20 protein-coding genes are annotated in these 23,638 nt (G+C 42.5%); 1 reads left to right on the top strand and 19 read right to left on the bottom strand.

Annotation, left to right across the window (positions count from 1 at the left end; translation table 11 throughout):
* Window positions 1-440: 440 nt before the first annotated feature.
* From PGW42_RS16265 to PGW42_RS10140, 9 genes are all read right to left on the bottom strand, one after another.
* The gene (locus PGW42_RS16265) at window positions 441-584 is read right to left on the bottom strand and encodes a sortase B protein-sorting domain-containing protein (RefSeq protein ID WP_442872433.1); all 144 of its coding nucleotides are present in this window, start codon (window positions 582-584) and stop codon (window positions 441-443) included.
* A 138-nt stretch (window positions 585-722) separates the two neighbouring features.
* A complete protein-coding gene (locus tag PGW42_RS10175; RefSeq protein ID WP_022220600.1) occupies window positions 723-1,115 on the bottom strand; it encodes a C-GCAxxG-C-C family protein in 393 nt (130 codons plus the stop codon).
* A gap of 241 nt (window positions 1,116-1,356) precedes the next feature.
* Window positions 1,357-2,505 (bottom strand): double-cubane-cluster-containing anaerobic reductase, encoded by a 1,149-nt coding sequence (locus tag PGW42_RS10170; protein ID WP_055260543.1) that lies wholly within the window; start codon window positions 2,503-2,505, stop codon window positions 1,357-1,359.
* Window positions 2,506-2,534: 29 nt separating this feature from the next.
* A complete protein-coding gene (locus PGW42_RS10165; protein ID WP_270203542.1) occupies window positions 2,535-3,749 on the bottom strand; it encodes a MalY/PatB family protein in 1,215 nt (404 codons plus the stop codon).
* A gap of 91 nt (window positions 3,750-3,840) precedes the next feature.
* Window positions 3,841-4,869, bottom strand: coding sequence for an ABC transporter ATP-binding protein (locus PGW42_RS10160; protein ID WP_270203541.1), 1,029 nt, complete (start codon window positions 4,867-4,869; stop codon window positions 3,841-3,843).
* Window positions 4,862-5,866: an ABC transporter ATP-binding protein gene (locus PGW42_RS10155; protein ID WP_022220603.1), complete on the bottom strand. Its 1,005-nt coding sequence runs from the start codon at window positions 5,864-5,866 to the stop codon at window positions 4,862-4,864. Before PGW42_RS10155 ends, PGW42_RS10160 begins: the two co-directional genes overlap by 8 nt.
* Before the next feature lie 41 nt (window positions 5,867-5,907).
* Window positions 5,908-6,813, bottom strand: a complete 906-nt coding sequence (locus PGW42_RS10150) for an ABC transporter permease (RefSeq protein ID WP_416386984.1) — start codon at window positions 6,811-6,813, stop codon at window positions 5,908-5,910.
* 1 nt (window position 6,814) lies between these two features.
* Complete coding sequence (locus tag PGW42_RS10145; protein WP_022220605.1) at window positions 6,815-7,780, bottom strand: ABC transporter permease; 966 nt, start codon at window positions 7,778-7,780, stop codon at window positions 6,815-6,817.
* A gap of 100 nt (window positions 7,781-7,880) precedes the next feature.
* Window positions 7,881-9,488 (bottom strand): ABC transporter substrate-binding protein, encoded by a 1,608-nt coding sequence (locus PGW42_RS10140; protein WP_117558611.1) that lies wholly within the window; start codon window positions 9,486-9,488, stop codon window positions 7,881-7,883.
* Window positions 9,489-9,812: 324 nt separating this feature from the next.
* Between PGW42_RS10140 and PGW42_RS10135 the strand changes: the two genes are divergently transcribed.
* On the top strand, window positions 9,813-10,694 hold the full coding sequence (locus PGW42_RS10135; protein WP_270203540.1) for an AraC family transcriptional regulator: 882 nt from the start codon (window positions 9,813-9,815) through the stop codon (window positions 10,692-10,694).
* Window positions 10,695-10,807: 113 nt separating this feature from the next.
* On the opposite strand, the gene PGW42_RS10130 is transcribed toward PGW42_RS10135, so the two are convergent.
* The 10 genes from PGW42_RS10130 to PGW42_RS10085 form a co-directional block, all read right to left on the bottom strand.
* Complete coding sequence (locus PGW42_RS10130; protein WP_270203539.1) at window positions 10,808-13,129, bottom strand: C40 family peptidase; 2,322 nt, start codon at window positions 13,127-13,129, stop codon at window positions 10,808-10,810.
* Window positions 13,130-13,401: 272 nt separating this feature from the next.
* Window positions 13,402-16,047: a C40 family peptidase gene (locus PGW42_RS10125; RefSeq protein ID WP_270235138.1), complete on the bottom strand. Its 2,646-nt coding sequence runs from the start codon at window positions 16,045-16,047 to the stop codon at window positions 13,402-13,404.
* 260 nt (window positions 16,048-16,307) lie between these two features.
* Window positions 16,308-16,607 (bottom strand): hypothetical protein, encoded by a 300-nt coding sequence (locus PGW42_RS10120; protein ID WP_022220610.1) that lies wholly within the window; start codon window positions 16,605-16,607, stop codon window positions 16,308-16,310.
* 223 nt (window positions 16,608-16,830) lie between these two features.
* Entirely contained in the window at window positions 16,831-18,114 is a 1,284-nt protein-coding gene (gene hisIE, locus PGW42_RS10115; protein ID WP_270203537.1) for a bifunctional phosphoribosyl-AMP cyclohydrolase/phosphoribosyl-ATP diphosphatase HisIE, read from the bottom strand.
* Between the two features lie 22 nt (window positions 18,115-18,136).
* Window positions 18,137-18,727: an imidazoleglycerol-phosphate dehydratase HisB gene (gene hisB, locus PGW42_RS10110; protein WP_022220612.1), complete on the bottom strand. Its 591-nt coding sequence runs from the start codon at window positions 18,725-18,727 to the stop codon at window positions 18,137-18,139.
* 3 nt (window positions 18,728-18,730) lie between these two features.
* Window positions 18,731-20,029: a histidinol dehydrogenase gene (gene hisD / locus PGW42_RS10105; protein WP_270203536.1), complete on the bottom strand. Its 1,299-nt coding sequence runs from the start codon at window positions 20,027-20,029 to the stop codon at window positions 18,731-18,733.
* 5 nt (window positions 20,030-20,034) lie between these two features.
* The gene (hisG, locus tag PGW42_RS10100; RefSeq protein ID WP_022220614.1) at window positions 20,035-20,691 is read right to left on the bottom strand and encodes an ATP phosphoribosyltransferase; all 657 of its coding nucleotides are present in this window, start codon (window positions 20,689-20,691) and stop codon (window positions 20,035-20,037) included.
* A 10-nt stretch (window positions 20,692-20,701) separates the two neighbouring features.
* Window positions 20,702-21,940 carry an ATP phosphoribosyltransferase regulatory subunit gene (gene hisZ / locus PGW42_RS10095; protein WP_270203535.1) on the bottom strand — a complete coding sequence of 413 codons (1,239 nt, stop codon included), beginning with the start codon at window positions 21,938-21,940 and terminating at the stop codon, window positions 20,702-20,704.
* Between the two features lie 148 nt (window positions 21,941-22,088).
* A complete protein-coding gene (locus PGW42_RS10090) occupies window positions 22,089-22,628 on the bottom strand; it encodes a Holliday junction resolvase RecU (RefSeq protein ID WP_055296634.1) in 540 nt (179 codons plus the stop codon).
* Entirely contained in the window at window positions 22,601-23,626 is a 1,026-nt protein-coding gene (locus PGW42_RS10085; protein WP_270203534.1) for an RluA family pseudouridine synthase, read from the bottom strand. Before PGW42_RS10085 ends, PGW42_RS10090 begins: the two co-directional genes overlap by 28 nt.
* Window positions 23,627-23,638 lie beyond the last annotated feature (12 nt).

Raw genomic sequence — 23,638 nt, 5'->3', positions numbered from 1 at the left:
GATTTTACCTACTTGCATTCTGCTTTTTTTAATTTTTAAATTAACTTAATGACATTGCCATTTTACCCCATTTTTTGCTGTTTTACGACCGTTTTTCTGTCGTAAGGATTGTATGCGACTGCTTACGACAGAATGCGACCACAATGATACTTTATCATATCGTATAATACTGTAAGCGATAATTTTGAAACGAGTATTTTATTAAGACAATTACTTTTAATAATAGCTTGTTTAAGTGAGAAAATCAACCATTTTAGCCATATCAAAGTCCTGACAATGATATTTTTCTGAATCAATTCCGCATAATACAAGAACACATTTAAAAACATGACTAATCTTAGAATCATACTTATCTGGTTATAAAATTCCCCCTCCAAGATGTATTATACCTGAGAGGGGGAAATAAAATCTCTTGATATCCGCACCGATACGCCCTTTTGTTATTTACTTTTTCTTCTTAATACCAGTGCTCCTGACATTGCTGTAATCCCCATCAGAACCAGATACAATGTCATAGAACTGCTATCTCCCGTCTCCGGAACTTTATCCTTTGCATCGGAAGCCGGCGCCTTTGGTTTTGGAATAGTCTTCTTAGTCTGTTGTCAGTTCAGCCTGTATTTTAAAACCGTTACTTTCTTGAAGCTATGAAACCATGTCCTAAACACTTTGTTAGCTTAAGTATAGCACAAATGTGGATGTGTTCCGTATTCGTATCGTTTTATTTATTCAATCCCCATTACTTCTCCTAGTGCAAGCACCGCATTTCTTACGCATTCCGGACATTCACAGAGTACCTTTCCTGTGCCGACGCCCTTCAACTCCCTACAGATCGTTGCTCCGCATTTTTGCTGAAACTTTGCAAGGATTTCTTTGGAATAACGAGGCGTTCCGGCTCCGTCTGTCAGGACTCCGGCGGTCATCACAGCTCCAATGAGTGCCCCGCAGGTTGCTTCCAGACATCCCATTCCAGCTGCATAGCCTGCGGTTAATTTCATCAGTGTCTCATCGTCCAATGAAAGCTTATCTTCAAATACTTTTACCACTGCCTGGGAACAGTTGCATGCTCCGGCAGCTTTTAAATCTGCAGCTTTTGCTGCGCGTTCTTCGATTGTCATATTCAGTACCTCTCTTATTTTATTCAATCTGGTAAAATTTTTTCAAAGGCTTCGCCTCAGTCTCAGCTGCTCTCTGAAAAAAATCCGGTATATTCTCCATATACCTGTAAATATACACAGGGAACAGACTGATGCCTGTTCCCTGCCTGTTAATTCCTATTATAACATAAATCTGTTAGAATCCCATCCACTTTTTCAGAATACCGGGACATATTCTTTTAAATTTGATACATTCTGAATCCTAGATCATCTCTAAAAATGCAGCAATTCGTGTATCCAGCTGTCCGATATCTGCCTGAGAATAATCGGTCTCTACATGGATATACGGAAGTCCTTTAGATTTTACAAATTTCTCAATGCTCTTTGCCTCAATATTGTAAGTATGACATGCCTGAAGTGTCATTTCTACTACACCCTCGATATTATACTCTTCAAGGAGTCTTCCCATCAGTTCAATACGGTTGTTATCTGGTGTCATAACGGAACATCCGATTGCAAGATATCTCTCTGCAATTGCTTTGTAGATGTCCTCTGCATCTTCATCGATGAGACGGTCAACAGATTTTGCACCTCCACAGTTTTCATAGACTACAACATTTCCACCGTGTTCTTCGATGGCTTTTACAACCTTCATCGGTGCACCGCTGCTTGGACATCCGGTTAAAAGGATACGTTTCTTTCTCTCTGGTTTTTCCCCTTCTTCGTATTCTTTCATCAGCTTTTCACGAAGAGCATCAATTTCTGCCGGCATCTTTTCTTTGTCGAATTTGAATTGGCTTCCATAGAGAACACCGAACAGCTGGGAACCGTTCATCGGAGCCGGATCATTTTTCATAACTTCGTAGAATTTCTTCAGTGCAATACGTCCCTGGTTGGATACATGAACAGCATGGCGCACTTTTTCTTCTGTGATCTCTACATTAAATGTCTTTTCCAGATATTCTTTGAAACGGATGATCTCTTTTGTCCACAGTTCCAGGGAATCTTCTCTCTGTGAGTTTGGAAGTTCCATGATATAGACATTTTTGAATTCTTTCATCAGTTCGTACATCTTTTTCTTTCCATCACAGGTTGTCTCTCCGACTACCACGTCTGAGAAATAGAAGAATGGACATTTGTCAGATACGGCAAAACCGTAACTTGCCTTTACCATCGGGCACAGATTCTTCGGCAGATCCTTTTCTGCGATCGGGATCGTTTCATCGGATGTAGAGCAAAGTCCTACGGTAACTGCTCCCATAGCCATTGCGATTTCCTGTGGGAAGTAGGTACAGTACGCACCTACAACCGGAATTCCTTTGTCCTTTACTTCTTTCATTACCAGGAAAGATCTCTGTCTCTGCTCTGCAAATTCTTCAAAAATCTCCGGCAGCTCTTTTACTAATTCCATTTTTATTTTCCTCCTTTATTGTATGCATTTTAAGCATTGAATACATATTTATCCAGACGGTCAAATGCTTCTTTCACTCTGGATGTCGGCAGTGCAAGGTTCATACGAATATACCATTCGCCATGGAATGGCTTTCCGTTCTGCCAGAACACACCTGCTTCATATCCCATCTTCAGAACGTCTTCCAGGCTCTTATCATGTGCCTTGCACCATTCTTCACAGTTAACAAACAGCATATAGGTTCCCTGCGGCCTGGTTACGGAAACACCTTCAAAATGTTTGTCGATATAATCGCATGCATAAGCGACATTTTCCCCGATCACTTCCCGAAGCTCGCCAACCCATTCCTGTCCTTCCGGTGTATACGCACCCATTAGTGCATGCATGGACAGCACATTCATCGAATTGTAATGGCAGAGGGAAGACTCTTTTAACACTCTGTCTTTCAGGCGTTTGTTGTATATAATATGATAGCTTCCGATCAGTCCGGCAAGGTTGAAGGTCTTTGACGGTGCGTATAAAGCAATCGTTCTGTTTTTTGCATCTTCAGATACAGACTGGGTTGGGATATGCTCGTTTCCATATAAAATAATGTCGGACCAGATTTCATCGGAAATGACGGTCACATCGTATTTTTTATAAATTTCCATTGCTTTCTCGATTTCCCAGCGCTCCCATACACGGCCGGTCGGATTGTGCGGTGAACAGAAAACAGCTGCATGGATCTTGTTTTTCACGATCTTCTCTTCCATATCCTCAAAGTCCATCCGCCAGATGCCTTCTTCATCCTTTTTCAGCGGGCTGTGAATGATATGGTAGCCATTGTTGTTCAGTGTGCCGGTAAATCCAATATAAGTCGGTGCATGGACAAGGACATTGTCACCCTGTGAGCAGACTGCGTGAAGTGCACTTGCCACGCCGCCTAAAACTCCATTCTCATAACCGATATGTTCTTTTTTCAGTCCGGTCACATGATTCTGTTCTTCATGCCACTTGATGATGCTGTTGTAATACTCATCTCTGGTAATAAAATATCCATAGGTCGGATGTTTCGCTCTTTCAATGATCGCTTCGGTGATCTTCGGGAGTGCCGGAAAGTTCATGTCCGCAACCCACATCGGAATGTAATCCAGCCCTTCTCTTACTTCTACTTTTTTCCCCGGCCCAAGCATATTTGGAAGGATATCCACTGCAAGGGCATCTTTTCCTTTACGGTCAATAATACTTGTAAAATCGTACTTCATTTTTCTTTCTCCTCTGTTACATACATTTTTTTCTTTTAGTCATCATGATATTGTAGTCAAAAGGTATTTTGACCCCTTTGATACCAGATTGCTACGTGCTTTGCACTCTTGCAAGCAAGCTTGCATCGGCTTTCTGACCTTTTGACCCTGGTATCTCATCATACAGGTGACATGCCACATAATGTCCCGGAACAATCTCTATCATCTGAGGTTCTTCCTTACGACAGATCTCCATACAGTTTTCACAGCGTCCTGCAAATCTGCATCCAACTGGTGGATTCACCGGACTTGGGACATCGCCTTTTAACATAATACGCTCTTTTTGTGCTGATGCCTCAGGATCCGCAATCGGAACCGCTGATAAAAGAGCTCTCGTATAGGGATGTTTTGGTTCAACATATAACTTAGAGGATTCTGTAAGTTCTACCATTTTTCCCAAGTACATTACCCCTATACGATCTGATATATGTTTTACAATAGACAGGTCATGTGCAATAAACAACATGGTCAGATTTTTTTCTTTCTGTAATTTCATAAGCAGATTTATAATCTGTGCCTGTATCGAAACATCCAATGCTGAAATAGGCTCATCACAAAACAAGAATTCCGGATTAACGGAAAGTGCTCTGGCAATTCCAATCCTCTGACGCTGCCCACCTGAAAACTCGTGGACATTTCTCGCTGCATGCTCTGCATTCAATCCAACCATCTCAAGTAGTTCCGCTACCATCTTCTTTTCTTCCGTTTTGTTCTTCGCCATCCCGTGAATCTGGATTCCTTCTGCTATTATATCATAAACCTTCTGGTGTGGGTCAAGAGACGCATACGGATCTTGGAAAATCATTTGCACACGTTTTGTAAATGCAAACCGTTCTTTCTTTGACATGGTATGAATGTTCTTCCCGTGAAACAGAACTTCTCCATCTGTTACCGGATACATTCCAAGACAGGTTTTTCCGCAGGTTGTTTTCCCACATCCGGATTCACCAACAATTCCCAGCGTCTCACCTTCGTAAATATCAAATGACACATTATCAACAGCCTTTAACTGTTGTTTTTGAGCAGCCGGAAAATATTTTTTCAAATTTTTAACTTCTAAGATTTTCTTATGGCTAGGCATGTGCAACACCTCCCTTTGCGGCACGTTCATCCATCATCCAACAGGATGCCCTGTGACTGGAAGATACCGTTTTTTCCTCCGGCATATACTGTGCACAAATATTCATGGCATGCGGACATCTTTCACAAAATGCACATCCCTTCGGCGGATTTGTCATATCCGGAATGTTTCCTTCTATGGTACAAAGCATTTCTTTTCCGTCTCTGTCCAGTCGTGGAACGGAATTTAAAAGTGCTTTTGTATATGGATGAACCGGATGATAGAAAATCTCTCTGACCGTACCCTCTTCTACAATTTTCCCGGCGTACATAACTATAATTTTATCAGCCACATCCGCCACAATTCCCAAATCATGCGTAATCAGCAGAATTGCCATCTTCAGTTTTTTCTGCAGAGCTTTCATTTCAGCCAGAATCTGCGCCTGGATCGTTACATCCAAAGATGTGGTTGGTTCATCAGCAATCAACAATTTCGGATGAGAAATCAATGCAATTGCGATCATAATCCTCTGCCGCATTCCACCAGATAACTCATGCGGATACTTTTCAAGACATTTTTCAGCATCTGCAATGCCTGTTAACTTCAGCATATCGATTACTTTTTTCTTTTTTTCTTCTTTAGAAGTCGTTACGGCATGATTGTCAAGACTTTCCATGATCTGCTTTCCGATTTTCATGGTCGGATTTAAAGAAACAAGTGCATCCTGAAAAATCATAGAACATTCTTTGCCACGGAATTTTTTCCACTCCTTAGAAGAATATTTTGCGATATCTGTACCTTCAAATATGATCTGGCTTCCTTCCATTACTTTCCCCGGCTTTTTTACAAGCCCCATAATAGTTTTCGCTGTAATCGATTTTCCACAGCCCGATTCTCCTACCAGTGCAACCGTCTGTCCTTCTTCAATAGAAAACGATATATCCCGCACCGCCTGCACAGTGCCTCCATATGCAGCAAAATTCACAGCCACATGTTTCATTTCTAATAAATTATTCATTTTTTCTATCCCTTTCACTAAGGTGGTTACTGCATATTTTGCTATTCTACAATTTTAGGTTCTAATGCGTTTCTCAGAATATCTCCCAGTAAATTAAAGCTCAAAACTGTAATTAGGATCATTACGCCCGGATATACCGCCAATAAAGGGTAATCCAAAATATGCGCCTGTGCTCCCTGAAGCATACTTCCCCAGGATGCACGTGGAATCTGCACGCCTAATCCCAGGAAGCTTAGAGAAGATTCCATCAGAATTGCATTTGCCACACTCAAGCTTGCTGCAACAATAACCGGTCCTAAAATATTAGGGATAATATGTTTAACGATCACGCGGAAGTTTGATGCCCCCAGATTCTGTGTAGCCACCACAAAATCTCGTTCCTTTAATGACATTGTCTCCGCTCTCGTAATTCTTGCAACGGATGCCCAGGAAAACAGACTCAATACAACGATCAGAGTCGGTAAACCAGGCTTTAAAAAGGTATTTAAAATAACCATTAACAGCATACTCGGAAGAGCAAGGAAAATATCTGTGAAACTCATCAAAAACATATCCACTTTTCCTCCGACATAACCGGAGAATACACCTAATGATGTTCCGATTACAACCGTCATGATCATAGACATGAATCCCACCAGCAAAGAAACTCTTCCACCATATAAGGTTCTGGTAAAATAATCTCTTCCGTACTCATCTGTGCCAAACCAGTGACTGGATGAAATACCCTGCAGTTTTTGAGAGGCATCTAACTTATAAGGATCGTAAGGACTAAGAGGTGCCAAAAGAACAGCAATGATGAGAATGGCAAGAAGTACGACACTTACCATAGCAACTTTGTTTTTCCTTAGTTCTTTCCAAATATCTTTCCATACGCTCTGTCTCTCCACAGAAACTTCTACTGTTTTCTTTTTTTCCAGTTTTGCAAATGAATCATTGGTTATTACTATATTATTTCCCACCGGATGCACCTCCCCGTTTAATTCTTGGATCAACAAAGGCATACAATAAATCTGCAATAAAATTACCGACTACCAAAAGAAAACCTGAAAGCATAACATACGCCATGATTACCGGATAATCCCTTGAACCAATCGCAGACATCGCAAAGGTTCCAATTCCCGGCCATCCAAAGACACTTTCTACAATAAAGGATCCACATACCAAAGATGCCAGATTCATTCCCATCAATGTAATGATAGGCAACAGCGTGTTTTTCAACACATGTCGGAATAAAATTTTCGTCTGAGAATCTCCCTTTGCTTCGGCGGTAAGCACATACTCTTCGCTTAACTGTCCGATGGTATTTGCACGGATATAACGGATATAAACCGCAACATGACCGATACTAAGCGTAATACATGGAAGAATCATATGCTGGAACGTATCAAATGCAGATACATTTCCAACGGTATGCATACCGGAAGAAGGTAATACCTTTAATACTGCAGCAAATACAATAATAAGCAGCATACCAAACCAAAAAGAAGGAATGGACATTCCCATATACGCTAACGAACTTATCAAGTTATCAAGCCATGAGTTCTTCTTATATCCCGACCATAAACCAAGCGGGATTGCAAGTAAAAGTGACAAGATCATAGAACTTCCCATAAGTATGATCGTTGCCGGAAGACGCTGCATAAACTGTGGCCACACAGCCGACTTATTAGATAAGGATACACCTAAATCTCCGTGTACCGCACGTTTAGCCCAGGCAAAATACTGCTCTGTCATGCTCTTATCCAACCCCAATTGTGCAATCACATTAGCTTTCTGTTCTTCCGTCATTTCCGGATTCACATACATATCCGATATGTCACCTGGTGCAAAATAGACAATTGCAAATGAAAAAAAGGAAATCAATATCATTACGATTACTACCTGAGCCGTCTTTTTTAAACAATATTTCCACATAAGTATTCCTCTCTGTAAAATCGAATATATGAAAGAATGTGGCTTGTCTTTACTTTAAAGGCATGCCACATTCCGTATGCTTTTCAGCTAGTGTGAATTTTTAATCCATATGAATAGATAAGTAATCAATGAATTCAGGAACAACTGACGAACCATCTAAACCAGTAACATTTTTCTGCGAAACCATAACAAAGTTTGTATATGTAAGTGGGTATTCCCAACATTCTTCCAACGCTTTGTCCTGAATTGTATTCCAAAGTTCCTGTTTTTCTTTCGCATCTGCAGTTCCTATGGCTTTCTGAGCAAGCCCTGAAACTTCATCACTGTATCCACAATCACAGAGACGATTTGTAAAGTAGCTGATTGCCTGTCCACAGTTTGAACCACGCTGTGAATCCCATCCGTTTGTACCAAGATCCCATGTTGTAGCCAGTTCTTTATCTTTGCTTGCAAAGAAACGTGGGAAGAATGTAGAAGTATCGCAGCTTTCAATATTTACTGTTACGCCGATTTCAGCTAACTGCTGCTGTACGACAGTTGCTACAGATTCCATATTTGCACGGTCTGAATTGTAAATATATGTAAGTTCTTTTCCTTCCAATCCGGATGATTTTGCAAGTTTTTTTGCTTCTTCCAGATTGAAGTTATATCCTTTACAGTTTTTATTATAAATAGACTGGTCCGGTGTGATGAGGCTGTTCGCCGGCTCTGCAAGTTCATCTGATCCCCATGCAAAATCAACGATCGCATCTTTGTCAAGTGCAAGGAAGATTGCTTTTCTTGCATCCTGAGATAATGTAGACATTACCGGTCCGTGTGGGTTTAACTGAAGGTAATTAAGACGAGCTTCTGATATACTGTACATATTGTATTTATCAGACTCCTCTTTGTATTTCTTCAGGTCTTCTGCGCTTGTAACACGCATATAATCAATTCCGCCATTTTCAAATTCGATCTGTTTTGTGCTTCCGCTGCCGATTGTTTTTATAACGACTTTCTTAACAGAAGGAGTTCCTCTGTAGTAGTCATCTCTTGCTGTATAAACAAAACTATCTTCGTTAATTTCGCTTACTACATATGCTCCAGATGTAGCCATACCCGGTGTTTTGAAGTATGTACTGTCATCAATCTTTGACGGATCATTATCAAATGCATGTGCCGGCATTGGATAGAACTGAGATAACGTTCTGACATAGTTATCATATACTGATGGAAGTACAAATTCCATTGTCTTATCATCAATCTCGTTGATCTGCACTTCTCCACCATTTACCTTGGTGAATGATGTAGGTCCGCCATAAACCAATACACCATAATCAATGGTAAATTTGATATCTTTTACTGTAACCGGTTCTCCATCACTCCATGTTGCTTTGTCATTAATATGAAGTGTGTAGGTAAGACCATCTTCTGAAATATCAAGCTTATCAGCCAGATAATATTCCAGACCGTCTTTTGTCTCAGCAAATAACGGTTCATAGATTGGGCGGATTGCACTTACCAAGTCATCACTGCTCTGTGCACTTGGCTGAAGTGAATTTGGCATATAATTCAATGCAAATGTAAAAGTCCCATCACTTTTTGCCTCTTTCTTCGTGTCTTCTGTCTTTGCGCTGCTGTCTTTCTTGTCGGAACTTCCACCACATCCGGCAAGCATACCGACTGCTAAAATTCCTGCACACAATAATGCGAGTGCTCTTCTTTTCATTTTCCTTTTTCCTCCATTGTATTTTCCTTAAGTTGCTCTGTCGGTATATCCCCTAGTTAACAACTCTTCAAAAATACTACCAAAATGTTTTTTTCTTTGCAAATAGCTTTTTTCTATCACTTTTTGTACTTATTGCTATTATTTATCAATAATTCCAGAAAACGGCGATTTCTCGTTATTTTTGTAACTTTTAACAATTTATTGTTTTTATCTATAACAAAAAACATAATTTTTTTACAATTTATTTTACCTTTTTTGCAATGTGTATTGTATAATGATTACAAAAGATTTGTTAAATTATTATTCATCATGAAAGGTTTATAAATGAAAAAATTATATGAGCAAAGCCCTGAAATGCATCTGTCCGGCAAACGCCATCTGCGCCATGTAAAATGCACGCACCACAAAGGATATCTGATGGAAGATCTTTCTATGATCAAAAGCGGATTTTATGAGATCAGCTTTTGTAAAAGCGGAGATTTTCTGTTTCGCATCGGCCAGAAACGGCATTTTATTACAAATGGCGATATTCTGGTTATTCCACCGGATATTCCACACTACTTTACCTCCAGTGATCTTGTTGCAAACTATTATGATTTTATCACTGTATGGCTGGAAAAATCATATATTTCCAATCTGAAAAGCCAGCTTCCGGCTCTTGAGGAATCTGTTTTCAATATTGACACACCTCATCTTCTTCATACTACCAATAAGCTGTGCAATTTTGAGGAAGAATTTGAAACCTTTTACCGGGAATATGCTTCTTATGGGGAGCTTTCCGAAACCTATGCCTGTGGTGCATCCACCTGTCTTCTGGTAAAAATCATCAATTATGCCCTGAAATATTCCACCGAATTTATTGAGATTGAATCCGATCAGACCAACCAGATCGTCCGCTATCTGGATCAGCATTTTCTGAAAGAAATCGGCGTGGAGGATCTGGCGCGTACTTTCCACATGAGCAAGAGCAGTTTGAACAAATTTTTTCAGAAACAACTGAATACGACCTGTCATCAGTATATTTTAAAGAAACGGCTGGCACTTGCGGTCTCGCTGATCCGGCAGGATATTCCGCTTAAAACGGTTGCTGTCCAGTCCGGTTTTGGAGACTATTCTTCATTTTTTCGTGCTTTTAAGAAAATGTATCATATTTCCCCGACCGAATGTCAGGCAGACAATGAAAAACTGAAAAAGATCAAACATTAGCCGGGAGAATGACTTGTCTGAATAGTGTAGACATGCAAAAAACTTCGGATATTCTGGATTTTCGCCAGTGATCCGAAGTTTTTCTTGTTTAATATTTCTTTTTTTGATTGTCTTTATTTCACCAGATGTACTTCTGCCTTCTTCTCATTCAGCTTCTGTGCAGTCTCATGCTCATTGACATAGATACTGATATGTTTTTCTTTGCCGGAAGTATCGTAATCTTCAGCAGTAAATACATGTCCGTCAATGATCACCTTTGTTCCATACGGAATCTCATCCGGGTCAACCGCAATGGTCTGCCCTTCAACAACCGGAGTTCCGGTTGCTTTGACTTTGCTTGCCTTCGCACGGCAAGTCTCGCAGGAACAATAATAATCAATGGTATACTCTCCAATACTGTCTCCATACTGTTCGGCTGTAGCGTTCTGTTCGTTCACATCCGTGCCTTCCAGATTATAATTTTCTTCCAGGATTCTGGTTGCCCAGACAGCTTCCGGAATATATACCGTTCCCGAAATGATTCCCTGGTCTTCATTTGCAGCTTCGATGGTCTTTCCGTCTCCTGCATACATCACAACATGATGGACATAACCGTCTTTTGCATAGAAGATCAGATCCCCCGGTTGTGCGTCTTCAACTGGAATCTTGGTTCCATACTGGCTCTGATCTTCGGCTACTCTTGGCAGATTATAGCCAAAAGTCTTATAGATCTGCTGTACAAATCCGGAGCAGTCCGCCCCTTCTGTCAGGCTTGTACCGCCCCATACATAAGGATTGCCAATGAACTGTGCGGCAAAATCCAGCATTGCCTGGCGGATCGCATTCCCCGGTGTTCCCGGCTTTACAGAAGCATAGCTATAATAAAGTGCCTGGTTATCTTCCGGTGCGATCAGTTCTGTAGCTGTCTGGTAAGCACCTTCGCCTGCTGCTTCTACCTGCGCTTTTACTTCATCCCCAGTCTGAACAGCCTCTTTAGAGACAAACCCTCGGACATCCCCGGACTCCACATAGATCCAGTCTTTCTCTGCATCCGCAAGGATATAACACAGATTTCCCTGAGACATGATTCCGATCACACGTGACTGCACATTTGCCTCTTCCTGGATTGCTACAGTTCCATCCGACTTTGATGCATCTGCCAGTGCATATTTTTTCGTAGCCAGTGTCTGATTTACGGTTGCACGTACATGGGTAAATGCCTGATTTTCATTTGCCGGAACCGTTTCTTTTGCAAGGGATGCTGTCCCTTCGATTCCAGTGTATGCAATCTTGGCTTTTTTTGCAGCTTTTTTTGCCTGCTTCTGGTATCCACTCAGCAGTACCTGTGCGGCATCTCCGGTATAAAGCTCGGATTCTTTTACAAATCCTCTGACCTTTCCGGATTCTACATACAGCCATCCATTCTTTTCTTCTTTCAGAATGTAGAGAAGTCCATCCTGTGAAATTTCTCCGACAGAACGCACCTTTTCGGTCAACTGCCGGGATGCTGAGGATGCATTTAAAGTATCATCCTGCAATGCTGTAGCAGTATCCGAGTTTAAGGATGACTTCTTTCCCGAAGTGTCTGCTGTATTTTTTAATGTCCCGGCAGAAAATGTATTAAGCTGTACTTTCTTTGCTGTTTTCGTCTTTTTCGCAGAAGATTTCGTCTTTGATTTCTTCGCCCTTACAGAAGTTTCCTTATGAAACAGTTTTTTAGCATCAGCTGTTGCTTCCTGAATATCACTTTCTGTCCGATCAGTATCAACGGCTCCATTGATATCCTCCGGAATTGCCTCACGTATGCTGATCTTTGTCTTTGCAAATGCATATTTTCTCGCAACTGTCCAGAAACGGAAATCTTCTTCGTATTCCGGAAGACTGACGATCTGCTGTCTCTTGACCAGTTCTTCATTGGTCATCTTGTGTTCACTATCCTGCGCATTTTTTTCCTGCTCCTGCGCTTTGTTTTCTTCTGAGTCTTCTGTCTGGTCTTCCGAAGGCTGCTGTTCATTGTTCACATTGCCATCTGAAGGCTGCTGTGGTGTATCCGGATTGACCGGATCTGTCGGTTGCTCCGGCGTAACCGGCACATCTGGATTAGCCGGGATTACTTCTACTTCATCTCCTGTTATCGGATCAACCTTCCATCCTGTTTTCGCTGCATCACGCAGACCGGTATCTTCCAGATATCCAGTCTCTTCATTGTATCTGATTTCTTCATTATGAATCATCTCCAGGACAAGATCTGATACTTCTGTAAGTGTATCACGCCCATCAATGGATTTTGCCTGTAATTTTTCTCCATTTTCTGATCCATTAGAAGTAACCTCTGTAAGAACGCCCTCTGCCGCCCAAGCTGTTGCCGGAGCGCTGAAAGTAAGTCCGAAAACAAGTAATCCTGCGAGAATTTTTGTTCCTGTCATTTTTGCTACCTGTATATTTCTATATTTCAAAATCTGTTGCTCCTTCTTACAAATTCTGTAAAACGCAGTCCTTTTAGTCGAAACGCGACATTTTTATTTTACTACTCTTTGACAAAACCGTCCATATTTCATTAAAAATATTTCTGATAAAATTTTTCAAACTCAGAGAGTAATTTCTTTCGGAAAATATTTTGGTAAAATGAAAAAAAGGAAATGTCCTGACATATTTTACGTCAGAACATTTCCCTGTTTTTATGGCTTTAGATAAACTCCGAAAGAACAAATTATCCTTCGCTTAATTTTTATTTAACCAGATATACTTCTGCATTCGTCACGCCGAGAGCAAGTGCTTCTTCATGGCTGTTCACATAGACATCAATGTGGTTTTTCTTGATCGCACCACCACAGTCTTCAGCAGTAAATACATGTCCGCCGATGATGACTTTTGTTCCGTAAGGGATTACACTCGGATCCACCGCAATGGTCTGTCCCTCAATGACTGGGGTTCCGGTTGCTGTGATCCCGTCTGCTTTGTTACAGCAGATTTCACATGCACAGTAATAGGTAATCGTAAAATTGCCAAGATCCGTTCCGTACATCTCCTGCGTTGCATTGACCTCGCCGATTCCTCCACCTGCGACGGTATAATTATCGTCCAGAATCCGGGTCGCCCATACTGCATCTTTGTCGTAAACAGTTCCGTAAATAATTCCAACATCTTCATTTGCAGCTTCGATGGTCTTTCCATCTCCGGCATACATCACAACATGATATACATAACCGTTCTTTGCATAGAAGATCAGGTCTCCCGGCTGTGCGTCTTCTACTGGAATTTTGGTTCCATACTGGCTCTGATCCTCGGCAACACGCGGAAGATCATATCCGTAAGCCTTGTAGATCTGCTGTACAAATCCGGAACAGTCCGCCCCATTTGTCAGACTGGTTCCGCCCCACACATAAGGATTACCGACAAACTGGGATGCATATTCAATCATTGACTGGCGGATCTCACCACTCGGCGTTCCTTCTTTTGTAGAAGTCAGCGTATAATAAAGAGCCTTATTATCTTCCGGATCCATGTTTTCCTCTGCCATTGAATAGGCATCAGCTCCTCTTTCTGTCACCTGTGCTTTGGTTTCAGCGTCTGATTTCAAATACTTCTTTTCCGCAAAACCTCTGACATCTCCGGATTCTACATAAACCCAGTCTGAATCTTCATCTGCGAGAATGTAGCAGAGCTCTCCTGCTGTCATTGTTCCAACAACTCTGGAATCCGCATTCTTCTCCTCCTGAATATCCAGGATTCCTTTTTTATCAGTATCTACCTGTTCGCTTACCAGTGCCGGTTCTTTATCTGCAACCGTCTGGTTCACCGTCGCACGAAGATAGGTATATGCCTGATTATCTTTAGCCTCTACCAGTGCCTGTGCCGTCTTTGCGGTTCCCTCGATTCCGGTATAGTCTTTGTTTTCTTTGGAAGCTTTAAACCTGGCCTGTGTCTGATAGACATCCAGAAGTTCCTGTGCCGCATCTTCCGTATAAATTTCAGACGCCTTTACAAATCCCCTGACATTACCGGATTCCACATACAACCAGCCATTGTCTTCTTCTTTCAAAATATAAAGAAGCCCGTCCTGCGAAATCGTTCCGACCGAGCGGACCTTTTCTTCCATCTGCTGTGCTGCCAGGTCAGCAGTCACTTTTGCCGCCTTTTCTTCTTTCTGCTTCTGCAGATCCTTCTCAGCCTGTCTTGCTGCTTCAGCTCTTTTTCTAGCTTTCAGATTGGTCTGATTCGGCGCCTCTGTCTTTAATTTCGCTGATGAAAAAATGTTGAATCCGGTCAGTTTGATCTGTGCAGATTTTTTTACACCTTTTGCCGTTTTTGTACGTTTCACTTTTTTCGTGTTGTATTTTTGATTCTCTATATCAAATCCAGCTCTCAGCTCTTTTGCATCTTTTTTTGCCGCTTCAAGCTCTGCTTCTTTGGCTTCCTCGGAAGCATCTGCCCTGCCATCTGCATCTTCCGGAATTTCCTCCCGTACATTGATCGCTGTTCTGGCAAATGCATATTTTCTTGCCACAGTCCAGAAACGGAAATCCTCTACCATCTCTGGCTGCTTCACAATCTGCTGACGGTTGATCAGTTCAGAATTACTGACTGCAGTTTTTGATTCGTTCTGACCGGCTGCTTCTTCTGCTTTGCTGATCTCCTGTGTATGGTCGATCTCACTTCCCGGAATTGGTTCAGTCTTTGTATCTTTCCGGTCTTCGGAAGAATCTGCCTTATCAGTATCCGGTGTCTGAATCGGATCTTTGGAATCGGATTTGCCGGAATCCGGGCTATCCGGATTTTCCGGAGTGCCTGGTTTTTCCGGTGTCTCTGGAGTTCCCGGAGTATCCGGTTTTTCTGGAGTTTCCGGAGTATCCGGTTTTTCTGGAGTTTCTGGTTTTTCTGGAATTTCTGGATTCTCCGGGGTTTCCGGAGTTTCTGGTTTTTCCGGTGTCTCTGGAGTTCCCGGAGTGTCCGGTTTTTCCGGAACCTCTGGGTTTTCTGGATTCTCCGGGGTTCCCGGTGACTCTGGATTTTCTTGATTTCCAGGGGTGTCCGGTATGGCTGGTGTCTCCGGAACATCCGGTGTCTCTGTCAGGCGTTCTCCTGTCTCCGGATCCACTTTCTGACCAGTCGAGGTATCTTCCAGATAGCCGGTTTCATCATTCAGCCTGACTGCTCCGCTTTCCATCATTCCCCGTACATAATCAGATACACCCACAAATACTTCTGATCCATCTGTCTTTTTTGCCTGCACTGTATTCTCTGCCACAACGACCGTTTCTCCATCATCGGCAAATACCGCCATTGGCGAACCAAGAGCCATTCCAAATGCCATAAGACTTGCCAGTGTCTTTGTCCCGATCCTTTTTGATACAAATTTGTTCCTAAACTTCAATAATTGATCCTCCTATCGTAAATAGACTATAAGTTGTATGTTAATTTTTGAAGTTTTCGAAAAATTCTTCTTCGCATTAACAATTGCATTAATAAAATGTATGAAACATTAAATTTAGGGGTTCCATTCATCTTTTATTTGATTATTTTTAATTATAGCATAAATTAAACCATATGTGGTGTTTTTTTAGTAAAAATACACAATTCTACACCTTTTTCTACAAGTCCGTCTCCGCCATAGAACTGCTTTCCCATCTTCTCTTACCATTTTCCACCCATAATATCCGGTTGGTACTCAATCTGTGACACGATCTGTGAGGGCGTATATTTCCAGATTTTCTCTCCTGTATAATCTGCCGCCACAAACATCCCAAAGATAAGGAAACTGATAAACATCCGCGCAAAAAAACTGCTTCCGCCATTTTCTTCTGAAGAATGTTCTCCATATAATCCCCTATATACATGCTGATACCTTGGATGCACCGCCGGGATACTGCCTTTTCTCCATTTTTGACGTGACATCCTAAGCAACTCCTCGCGGCGTTCCTGTGATTCGTTCATTCCAATCTCTCCCTTCTGCTAAAACATCCAATTAAAATGAATGTGCCTCGGTGCATTCTACGCCGAACGCAGTTACTTGCAACATTCTTCTTTGCGCGAGTGCGCATCTTTGGCAGGTAGTTCTTTTCATTTACCAGAAAGTTCTTTCCCAATTTCAGACAAACAAAAAGGACATATACCTCTACCTCAGTATATGTCCCTCTTTTTTTCAAATATGCTATTTTTACCGTTTTGCCATCTCTTCCATGATGTCATCCCAGGTGATCCCCCGTTCTGCCATCAGCACCATCATGTGATACAGGAAGTCGCACATCTCATATTTGAGTTCTTCCGGGTTCGGATTCTTCGCCGCAATGATGATCTCGGCAGCTTCTTCTCCAACCTTCTTCAGAATTTTGTCAATACCTTTTTCAAACAGATAGTTCGTGTAAGAACCTTCCTTTGGATACTCTTTGCGGTCCATGATCGTATGATACACGCTCTCGAATACCTGCTGCGTATTGATTTCTTCATACTGATCCCCTACGATTGGCTGGAAGAAGCAGGTCGGATTGCCGGTATGACATGCCGCACCTACCTGATCGACTTTTGCAAGCAGGGTATCTTTGTCACAGTCGATGGTCAGGGATTTGACATACTGAAAATGTCCGGATGTCTCGCCTTTTGTCCAGAGACTCTGTCTGCTCCGGCTGAAATAGGTCATCCGTCCGGTTTTCACCGTTTTTTCAAATGCCTCCTGATTCATGTATGCCACCATCAGCACTTCGGACGTCTTATAATGCTGGGTGACAACCGGAAGCAGTCCATCGGAATTTAATTTAAATTCGGAAAAATCCATCAGACTCTCAAAGGATGTCATACGAATTCCTTTCTGGCTGCACTCTTCTTTGAAATCAGCACAATTGATTTCTCTCTGACTCACATACATTCCAGAAAGTCCTTTCACACCCGGGCATTCCAGGATCTTAAAAAGCTCTTCCTTTTCCAGTGTATCGGTCACAACCACACACGGAATATCCGTAATATTTACAACAGAATTCAGATCCAGACGGTGCATAAATACGATCTGACTGCTGTAAGTCTGGATCAGATGCTGCTGCTTAAATAATGCATCAAAGTCATTCAAAGACACCGCGATCTTCTCTTTCCCAAACCGCTTTGCCACCGATTCGATCAGTTTCTGTGAATCCGGCTTTGAAAAATTCAGCATGGCACGCTTTGCACCGGTGTAGAGGATTTTCTTCACATCCTCCTGCCGCTTTACATTTCCTCCGGCAACCATCGGGATCCGGATCACGCGGTTGATCTTTTTCATCAGTTCAATGGACTCATCATGATCCTGATCCGTGCTTGACAGGTCAAATACCAGAAGTTCATCCGCCCCGTTATCGCTGTACTCTTTTGCCAGCGCGATCACATCTTCAGATACAACTGTCGGGTCATCAAACCATTTTACCGCCTTCCCTCCAAGAATAAAAATGCAGGGAATCAATCTTTTATAACTCATACGAGAAACTCCTTTTATCTTTTTACAGACTGCCTTTTGTAGACCACACTTCTTTCATCCGTGGTTCTTCGGATACAGCCATATCAAGCGCTTTTCCAAATGCTTTAAACAACGCCTCTGCCATATGATGGTTGTTGCCGCCATCCAGGACTTTCAGGTGCAGGTTCATTGCACCACTGTAGGAAACAGCATAGAAAAATTCTTTTACCATCTCCGTGTCCAGTTCTCCTAATTTATCACAGGTAAATGTGGCGTCAAAATTCAGATATGGTCTTCCGGAAAGGTCGATTGCCGAAAGCACCAGTACCTCATCCATCGGAAGCATAAAATGTCCATACCGCTTGATTCCTTTTTTATCTCCCAGTGCTTTTGCAATGGTCTGTCCCAGCACGATTCCGGTATCCTCGATCGTGTGGTGGCTGTCTACCTCCAGATCTCCGGTAACTTTGACAGTCAGATCAAAAAGTCCATGTCTTGCAAAGCCGGAAAGCATATGGTCAAAGAAACCGATGCCAGTGGAAATGTCAGTCTTTCCTGTTCCGTCCAGATTCAGTGTCATCTCAATCTGTGTTTCTTTTGTCACACGACTGCAGGATGCAACTCTGCTCTCCATCTTTTAGCCCTCCTCTTCAAAACGTACATGGATCGAATTGGCATGTGCGGTCAGCTGTTCCGCTTTTGCAAAGCTTTCGATATCCTTATGTACCTTCTGCAGTGCTTCTCTTGAATAAGAGATGATACTGGATTTCTTAATGAAATCGTCTACAGAAAGCGGGGAAAAGAATTTAGCGGTTCCGTTGGTAGGAAGGATATGGTTTGGTCCGGCGAAATAATCGCCCAGTGGCTCGCTTGCATATTCTCCGATAAAGATAGCTCCTGCATTGCGGATCTTGGTCATCACTTCAAATGGATTTTTTGTCTGGATTTCCAAATGCTCGGATGCGATCTCATTTGCTACGTCGATCACATCTTCCATCGTATCGGCAAGCAGAATATATCCGTAATTATCCAGAGATTTGGAAATGATCTCTGCTCTTGAAAGTTCTTTTAAGAAACCATCTACCTGATCGGATACCTCATGTGCCAGCTTTTCACTTGTCGTAACAAGAATTGCGGAAGCGAGCTCATCATGCTCTGCCTGGGAAAGCAGGTCTGCCGCAACATATCTCGGATTAGCTGTCTCATCTGCCACAACCAGGATTTCACTTGGTCCTGCAATGGAATCAATGCTGACATGACCGTAAACTGCTTTCTTTGCAAGTGCTACATAGATATTTCCAGGTCCTACGATCTTGTCAACCTTCGGGATACTCTCTGTTCCGTATGCAAGGGCTGCAATTGCCTGTGCACCGCCGACCTTGTAGATCTTATCCACACCGGCTTCTTTGGCTGCAACCAGTGTATTCGGACTTACTTTTCCATTTTTTCCAGGAGGCGTTACCATGATGATCTCATCCACACCGGCAACCTTTGCCGGCATCACATTCATCAGTACCGAAGACGGATAAACTGCCTTTCCTCCCGGCACATACACGCCGACTCTGTGAAGCGGAGTGATCTTCTGCCCAAGAATGGTTCCGTCCGGTTTACTGTCAAACCAGCTGTTCTGACGCTGTTTTGCATGATAATTTTCGATATTGTCTTTTGCTTTGCGGATGACTGTAAGAAGTGTATCATCAACCTGCGCATATGCTTCTTCAATTTCTGCATCTGTGACTTCAATCGTATCTGCAGTAAGCTCTGCCCCATCAAATTTGGCAGTGTATGCAAAAACTGCCGCATCTTTTTCTTCTTTTACTTTATCTAAAATTTCTTTTACGCTTGCCTCATACTGTCCATAATTGTTCGGACTTCTTTTCAGCAGATCTTCCAGCAGATTTTTCTTTGTATCACTGTTCAGCTTTTGTATTCTCATGTGCATTAAGCCTCCCTTTTTAATATACTTCTGAGTTTATAAAGAAGTTCCTTGATCCTGTCATTTTCCAGACGCATGCTGACCGGGTTTACGATCATACGCGCTGATAACGGGCAAACCTCATCGAGAACTACAAGTCCGTTCTCCTTCAGGGTGGATCCGGTTTCCACGATATCCACGATCACCTCTGAAAGGCCAACGATCGGTGCAAGTTCAATCGAACCGTTCAATTTGATAATCTCTACCGTCTGGTGTCTGGTATTATAAAAATAATCCTTTGCAATATTCGGATATTTTGTTGCCACACGGATCAGTTCGTGATTCTCCAGATATTTTTTCGCATCTGCCGGTCCGCATACGCACATCCTGCATTTACCAAAACCAAGATCCAGTACCTCATGTACCTTCTTTCCCGCTTCCAGAATCGTGTCTTTTCCGACCACGCCGATGTCCGCCGCACCATATTCTACATAGGTCGGTACATCCGGTCCCTTCGATAAGAAAAATTTGAGTTTTAATTCTTCATTCACAAAAATCAGCTTTCTGGAATCTTTATCTTTCATTTCCTCACAGGTGATCCCCAGTTCTTCCAGAAGCTCCAGTGTCTGTTTTGCGAGCCGTCCCTTACAGAGCGCAAATGTCAAATATCTTGTGTCTTTCATCGTCTCACCCCTACCCTACAATTTTCTCTTCGCCGGTCATCAGGTTCACCATATGCACATCTCCTTTGCTGCGAAGATACAGCATGCTTCCTGCAAGACTGCGTTTTCCATAATCCACATAGAATTCCAGCGACTTATCCGATGCTTTCTGAAGGATCTGGGTATTCTTGTCCTTCCCTCTGAATTCCATGGCAAGCTGGATTGCATCCTTCAACCGTTCTTTATCATATAAGATCAGGGAACTCTTCTCGCCACTTGAGATCTGGATCTTCTGGCGGGAAAGTGCGCTCATCAGTTCATCTACTACGATCGCAAAACCGATCGCCGGCTCTTCTTTTCCAAACTTTTCAACCAGGTGGTCATAACGTCCGCCTTTTACAATGGCATCCCCGGTCCCAAAAGTGTATCCCCGGAAGATAATACCGGTATAATATCCGTAAATTCCGCTCATGCTCAGATCAAACGTAATATACTGTTCCATTTTGTAGACAGATAAGATCGCGTAGATTTTTTCGAGACGCCGGATTGCTTTCATCGCTTTTTTGCTTGGCGCTACCTTTTTCGCCTCCTCCAGGATCTCCACACCACCGACCATCTCTGAAAGTGCAGAAAATGCTTTTCTTGATACCGGTTTTGCATCAGCCTCTTCTAAAAGTTCGTCTGCACCGAAAAAGTTCCGGTTGTTAATCAGCTCACGCAGACGTTCTTCTGTCTCATCATCAATCTCGGATTCCTCGATCAGACTCTGGAAAAAGTCTACATTTCCTATACTGATCTGAAATTCTTCCAGTCCGGCATTCTTCAGACAGTCAATGACAAGTGCCAGCATCTCCGCATCAGCATCCGCCGCATCCAGTCCGATCATCTCCGCGCCCATCTGGGTACTTTCCTTTAATCGTCCCTGATAACTGGAATGATTGATAAATGTATTCCCCACATAGCAAAGCCTTGCCGGGAGCTCATCATCCTTAAATAAAGTTGCCGTCGCACGTGCGATCTGCGGAGTGATATCCGGTCTTAACACCAGTGTGTTGCCGTCTCTGTCAAAAAATTTATATAATTCCCTTGAAGGAATGGTTCCGATCTCTTTTCTGAATACATCAAAATATTCATACATAGGAGTCTGGATATCATGATATCCGTACAAATGCAGAGTCTTATGAAGTCGGTTCTGAAGTGCCAGCTTTTTGGCGCATTCTTCGTGATAAATGTCTCGGACCCCTTCGGGTGTATGTAATAACTGCTCCATAGATTGTAACTCCTCTTTTTTGTTTATTTGTCACTTTAGCATGTTACCATATTAAAACGTGACCTTGTTGTATTATACGAACTTTGACGCGGCTTGTCAAGCCTGCATACTCAGAAGTTCTATCCTGCTAATCTCTTTTCCATGCTTCTTATCTTTCTTCCCGGTGATTCAGATCCTTCTGGAGCATCTCCAGATACGGAACGAATACGCCCTGCCTTAGCTGCATAAAATATTCCTCATCCAGTTCTTCAAAGCGTACGCTTTTCCGTCCGCCCTGCTTCATCCGCTCCCAAAACACTTCTATTTCTTCAAAGCGCATGTAATAAAGCAGGTTTTTTGTACTGTAATAGATAAGAAAAAAGGAAATTCCATCCTGTTTTTCAAAATCCCGCATAAAGTTCATCTGGTGTTCATGGATATTGTGTAGTGGAAAGGTATCCATACTGCACTCTTTTGCGTCAAAACATACGGGAATTCCCTGTACTGCTCCAATATAATCGACCGTACTGCGCTGGTCAAAATAGGCCAGCGTGATCTGGCGGTGATCTTTGTCCATTCGTACCGGAGTGATCGGTGTCGGGATTTTCTGAATGAGCGCCAGTCCCTGCTGCTGATAGCGTTCATTCGTCCGGTTAATAAAATCCTCCAGGGTTGAACCTCTTAGCCCTCTTGAATTCCAGGTTCCCATTCTAATCCTTCTCCTTTTATGATGGTTGTAAATCCTTCCGGAAGAGGCGCGGTAACCTCCTTTTCCGATACCTTTGCAAGCGCATCCTCTCTTTTCGGGAACTGCATTTTCCATGCATGTAAAAGTTGATATTTTAACGCATATTTTTTCCTGAAAATAGAATTAACCTTTGGATTACCATACTTGCTATCCCCGATGATCGGATGACCGGTCGAAGACAGATGTGCACGGATCTGATGGGTCCGTCCCGTGATCAGATGCACCTTCAGAATCGTCTGCTGACCATTATCCGCAAGCGGAATATACTCTGTGGCTATCGGCTTTGCCTCGCCTTTTGCTTCTTTCAGAATTTTCACCTGATTGGTCATCTCATTTTTCAGAAGATATCCTTCGATCTTCTGACGGTCTTTTATCACCCCATCCACGATCGTGAGATAATATTTTTTCACGGTCCTGTCTCTTAAAATCTCGCTGAGCTGCTGTAATCCCGCAAGGCTTTTCCCTGCGGTTACAAGACCACTGGTATTCCGATCCAGGCGGTTACAGACAGATGGGCGGAAAGTAGCAAGCTCAGCTAGTTTCAGATCGCCTTTTTTCAGCAGATAAGCGATCATATATTCATTCAGGGAAAGGTCAGACGGTGCTGCTTTCTGGGAAAGCATGCCTGATGGTTTGTTCAGGATCAGAATATCCGGATCCTCATAGATTACCGACAGCCGGATGCTGCTTTCCATTGCCCGTGCAAGATCTGCCGGAAGCTGCTTTTCTGCTCCCGGTGCCCCTGCGAATTTCTGCCAGGTATCATCTGAGAGAAATACTTCAACCTGGTCTCCTTTTGTCAGTTTTTCATTTCCCTGCGCTTTTTTCCCGTTTAACTTGATGTTCTTTTTCCGCAGCATCTTGTAAACAAAGCTCATCGGCGCATTACTTAAATATTTTCCAAGAAGCTTGTCCAGACGCTGTCCTGCTTCATTTGACGAAACGGTTATTTTCTGCATGCTTTTAATTCC

Source organism: Coprococcus sp. TM115-187, assembly GCF_027679115.1.
Taxonomy (GTDB): domain Bacteria; phylum Bacillota; class Clostridia; order Lachnospirales; family Lachnospiraceae; genus Allocoprococcus; species Allocoprococcus comes.
This window is presented reverse-complemented; position numbering and strand designations above follow the sequence as displayed.

Bases quoted from the DNA above. Each gene is read 5' to 3' on its own strand.
- PGW42_RS10140 (WP_117558611.1), bottom strand. From the start codon at position 9,488: ATGAAAAGAAGAGCACTCGCATTATTGTGTGCAGGAATTTTAGCAGTC.
- PGW42_RS10155 (WP_022220603.1), bottom strand. From the start codon at position 5,866: ATGAATAATTTATTAGAAATGAAACATGTGGCTGTGAATTTTGCTGCA.
- PGW42_RS10170 (WP_055260543.1), bottom strand. From the start codon at position 2,505: ATGGAATTAGTAAAAGAGCTGCCGGAGATTTTTGAAGAATTTGCAGAG.
- hisD (WP_270203536.1), bottom strand. From the start codon at position 20,029: ATGAGAATACAAAAGCTGAACAGTGATACAAAGAAAAATCTGCTGGAA.
- PGW42_RS10135 (WP_270203540.1), top strand. From the start codon at position 9,813: ATGAAAAAATTATATGAGCAAAGCCCTGAAATGCATCTGTCCGGCAAA.
- PGW42_RS10085 (WP_270203534.1), bottom strand. From the start codon at position 23,626: ATGCAGAAAATAACCGTTTCGTCAAATGAAGCAGGACAGCGTCTGGAC.
- PGW42_RS10160 (WP_270203541.1), bottom strand. From the start codon at position 4,869: ATGCCTAGCCATAAGAAAATCTTAGAAGTTAAAAATTTGAAAAAATAT.
- PGW42_RS10165 (WP_270203542.1), bottom strand. From the start codon at position 3,749: ATGAAGTACGATTTTACAAGTATTATTGACCGTAAAGGAAAAGATGCC.
- hisG (WP_022220614.1), bottom strand. From the start codon at position 20,691: ATGAAAGACACAAGATATTTGACATTTGCGCTCTGTAAGGGACGGCTC.
- hisIE (WP_270203537.1), bottom strand. From the start codon at position 18,114: ATGAGTTATAAAAGATTGATTCCCTGCATTTTTATTCTTGGAGGGAAG.
- hisB (WP_022220612.1), bottom strand. From the start codon at position 18,727: ATGGAGAGCAGAGTTGCATCCTGCAGTCGTGTGACAAAAGAAACACAG.
- PGW42_RS10120 (WP_022220610.1), bottom strand. From the start codon at position 16,607: ATGAACGAATCACAGGAACGCCGCGAGGAGTTGCTTAGGATGTCACGT.
- PGW42_RS10145 (WP_022220605.1), bottom strand. From the start codon at position 7,780: ATGTGGAAATATTGTTTAAAAAAGACGGCTCAGGTAGTAATCGTAATG.
- PGW42_RS10090 (WP_055296634.1), bottom strand. From the start codon at position 22,628: ATGGGAACCTGGAATTCAAGAGGGCTAAGAGGTTCAACCCTGGAGGAT.
- hisZ (WP_270203535.1), bottom strand. From the start codon at position 21,940: ATGGAGCAGTTATTACATACACCCGAAGGGGTCCGAGACATTTATCAC.
- PGW42_RS10175 (WP_022220600.1), bottom strand. From the start codon at position 1,115: ATGACAATCGAAGAACGCGCAGCAAAAGCTGCAGATTTAAAAGCTGCC.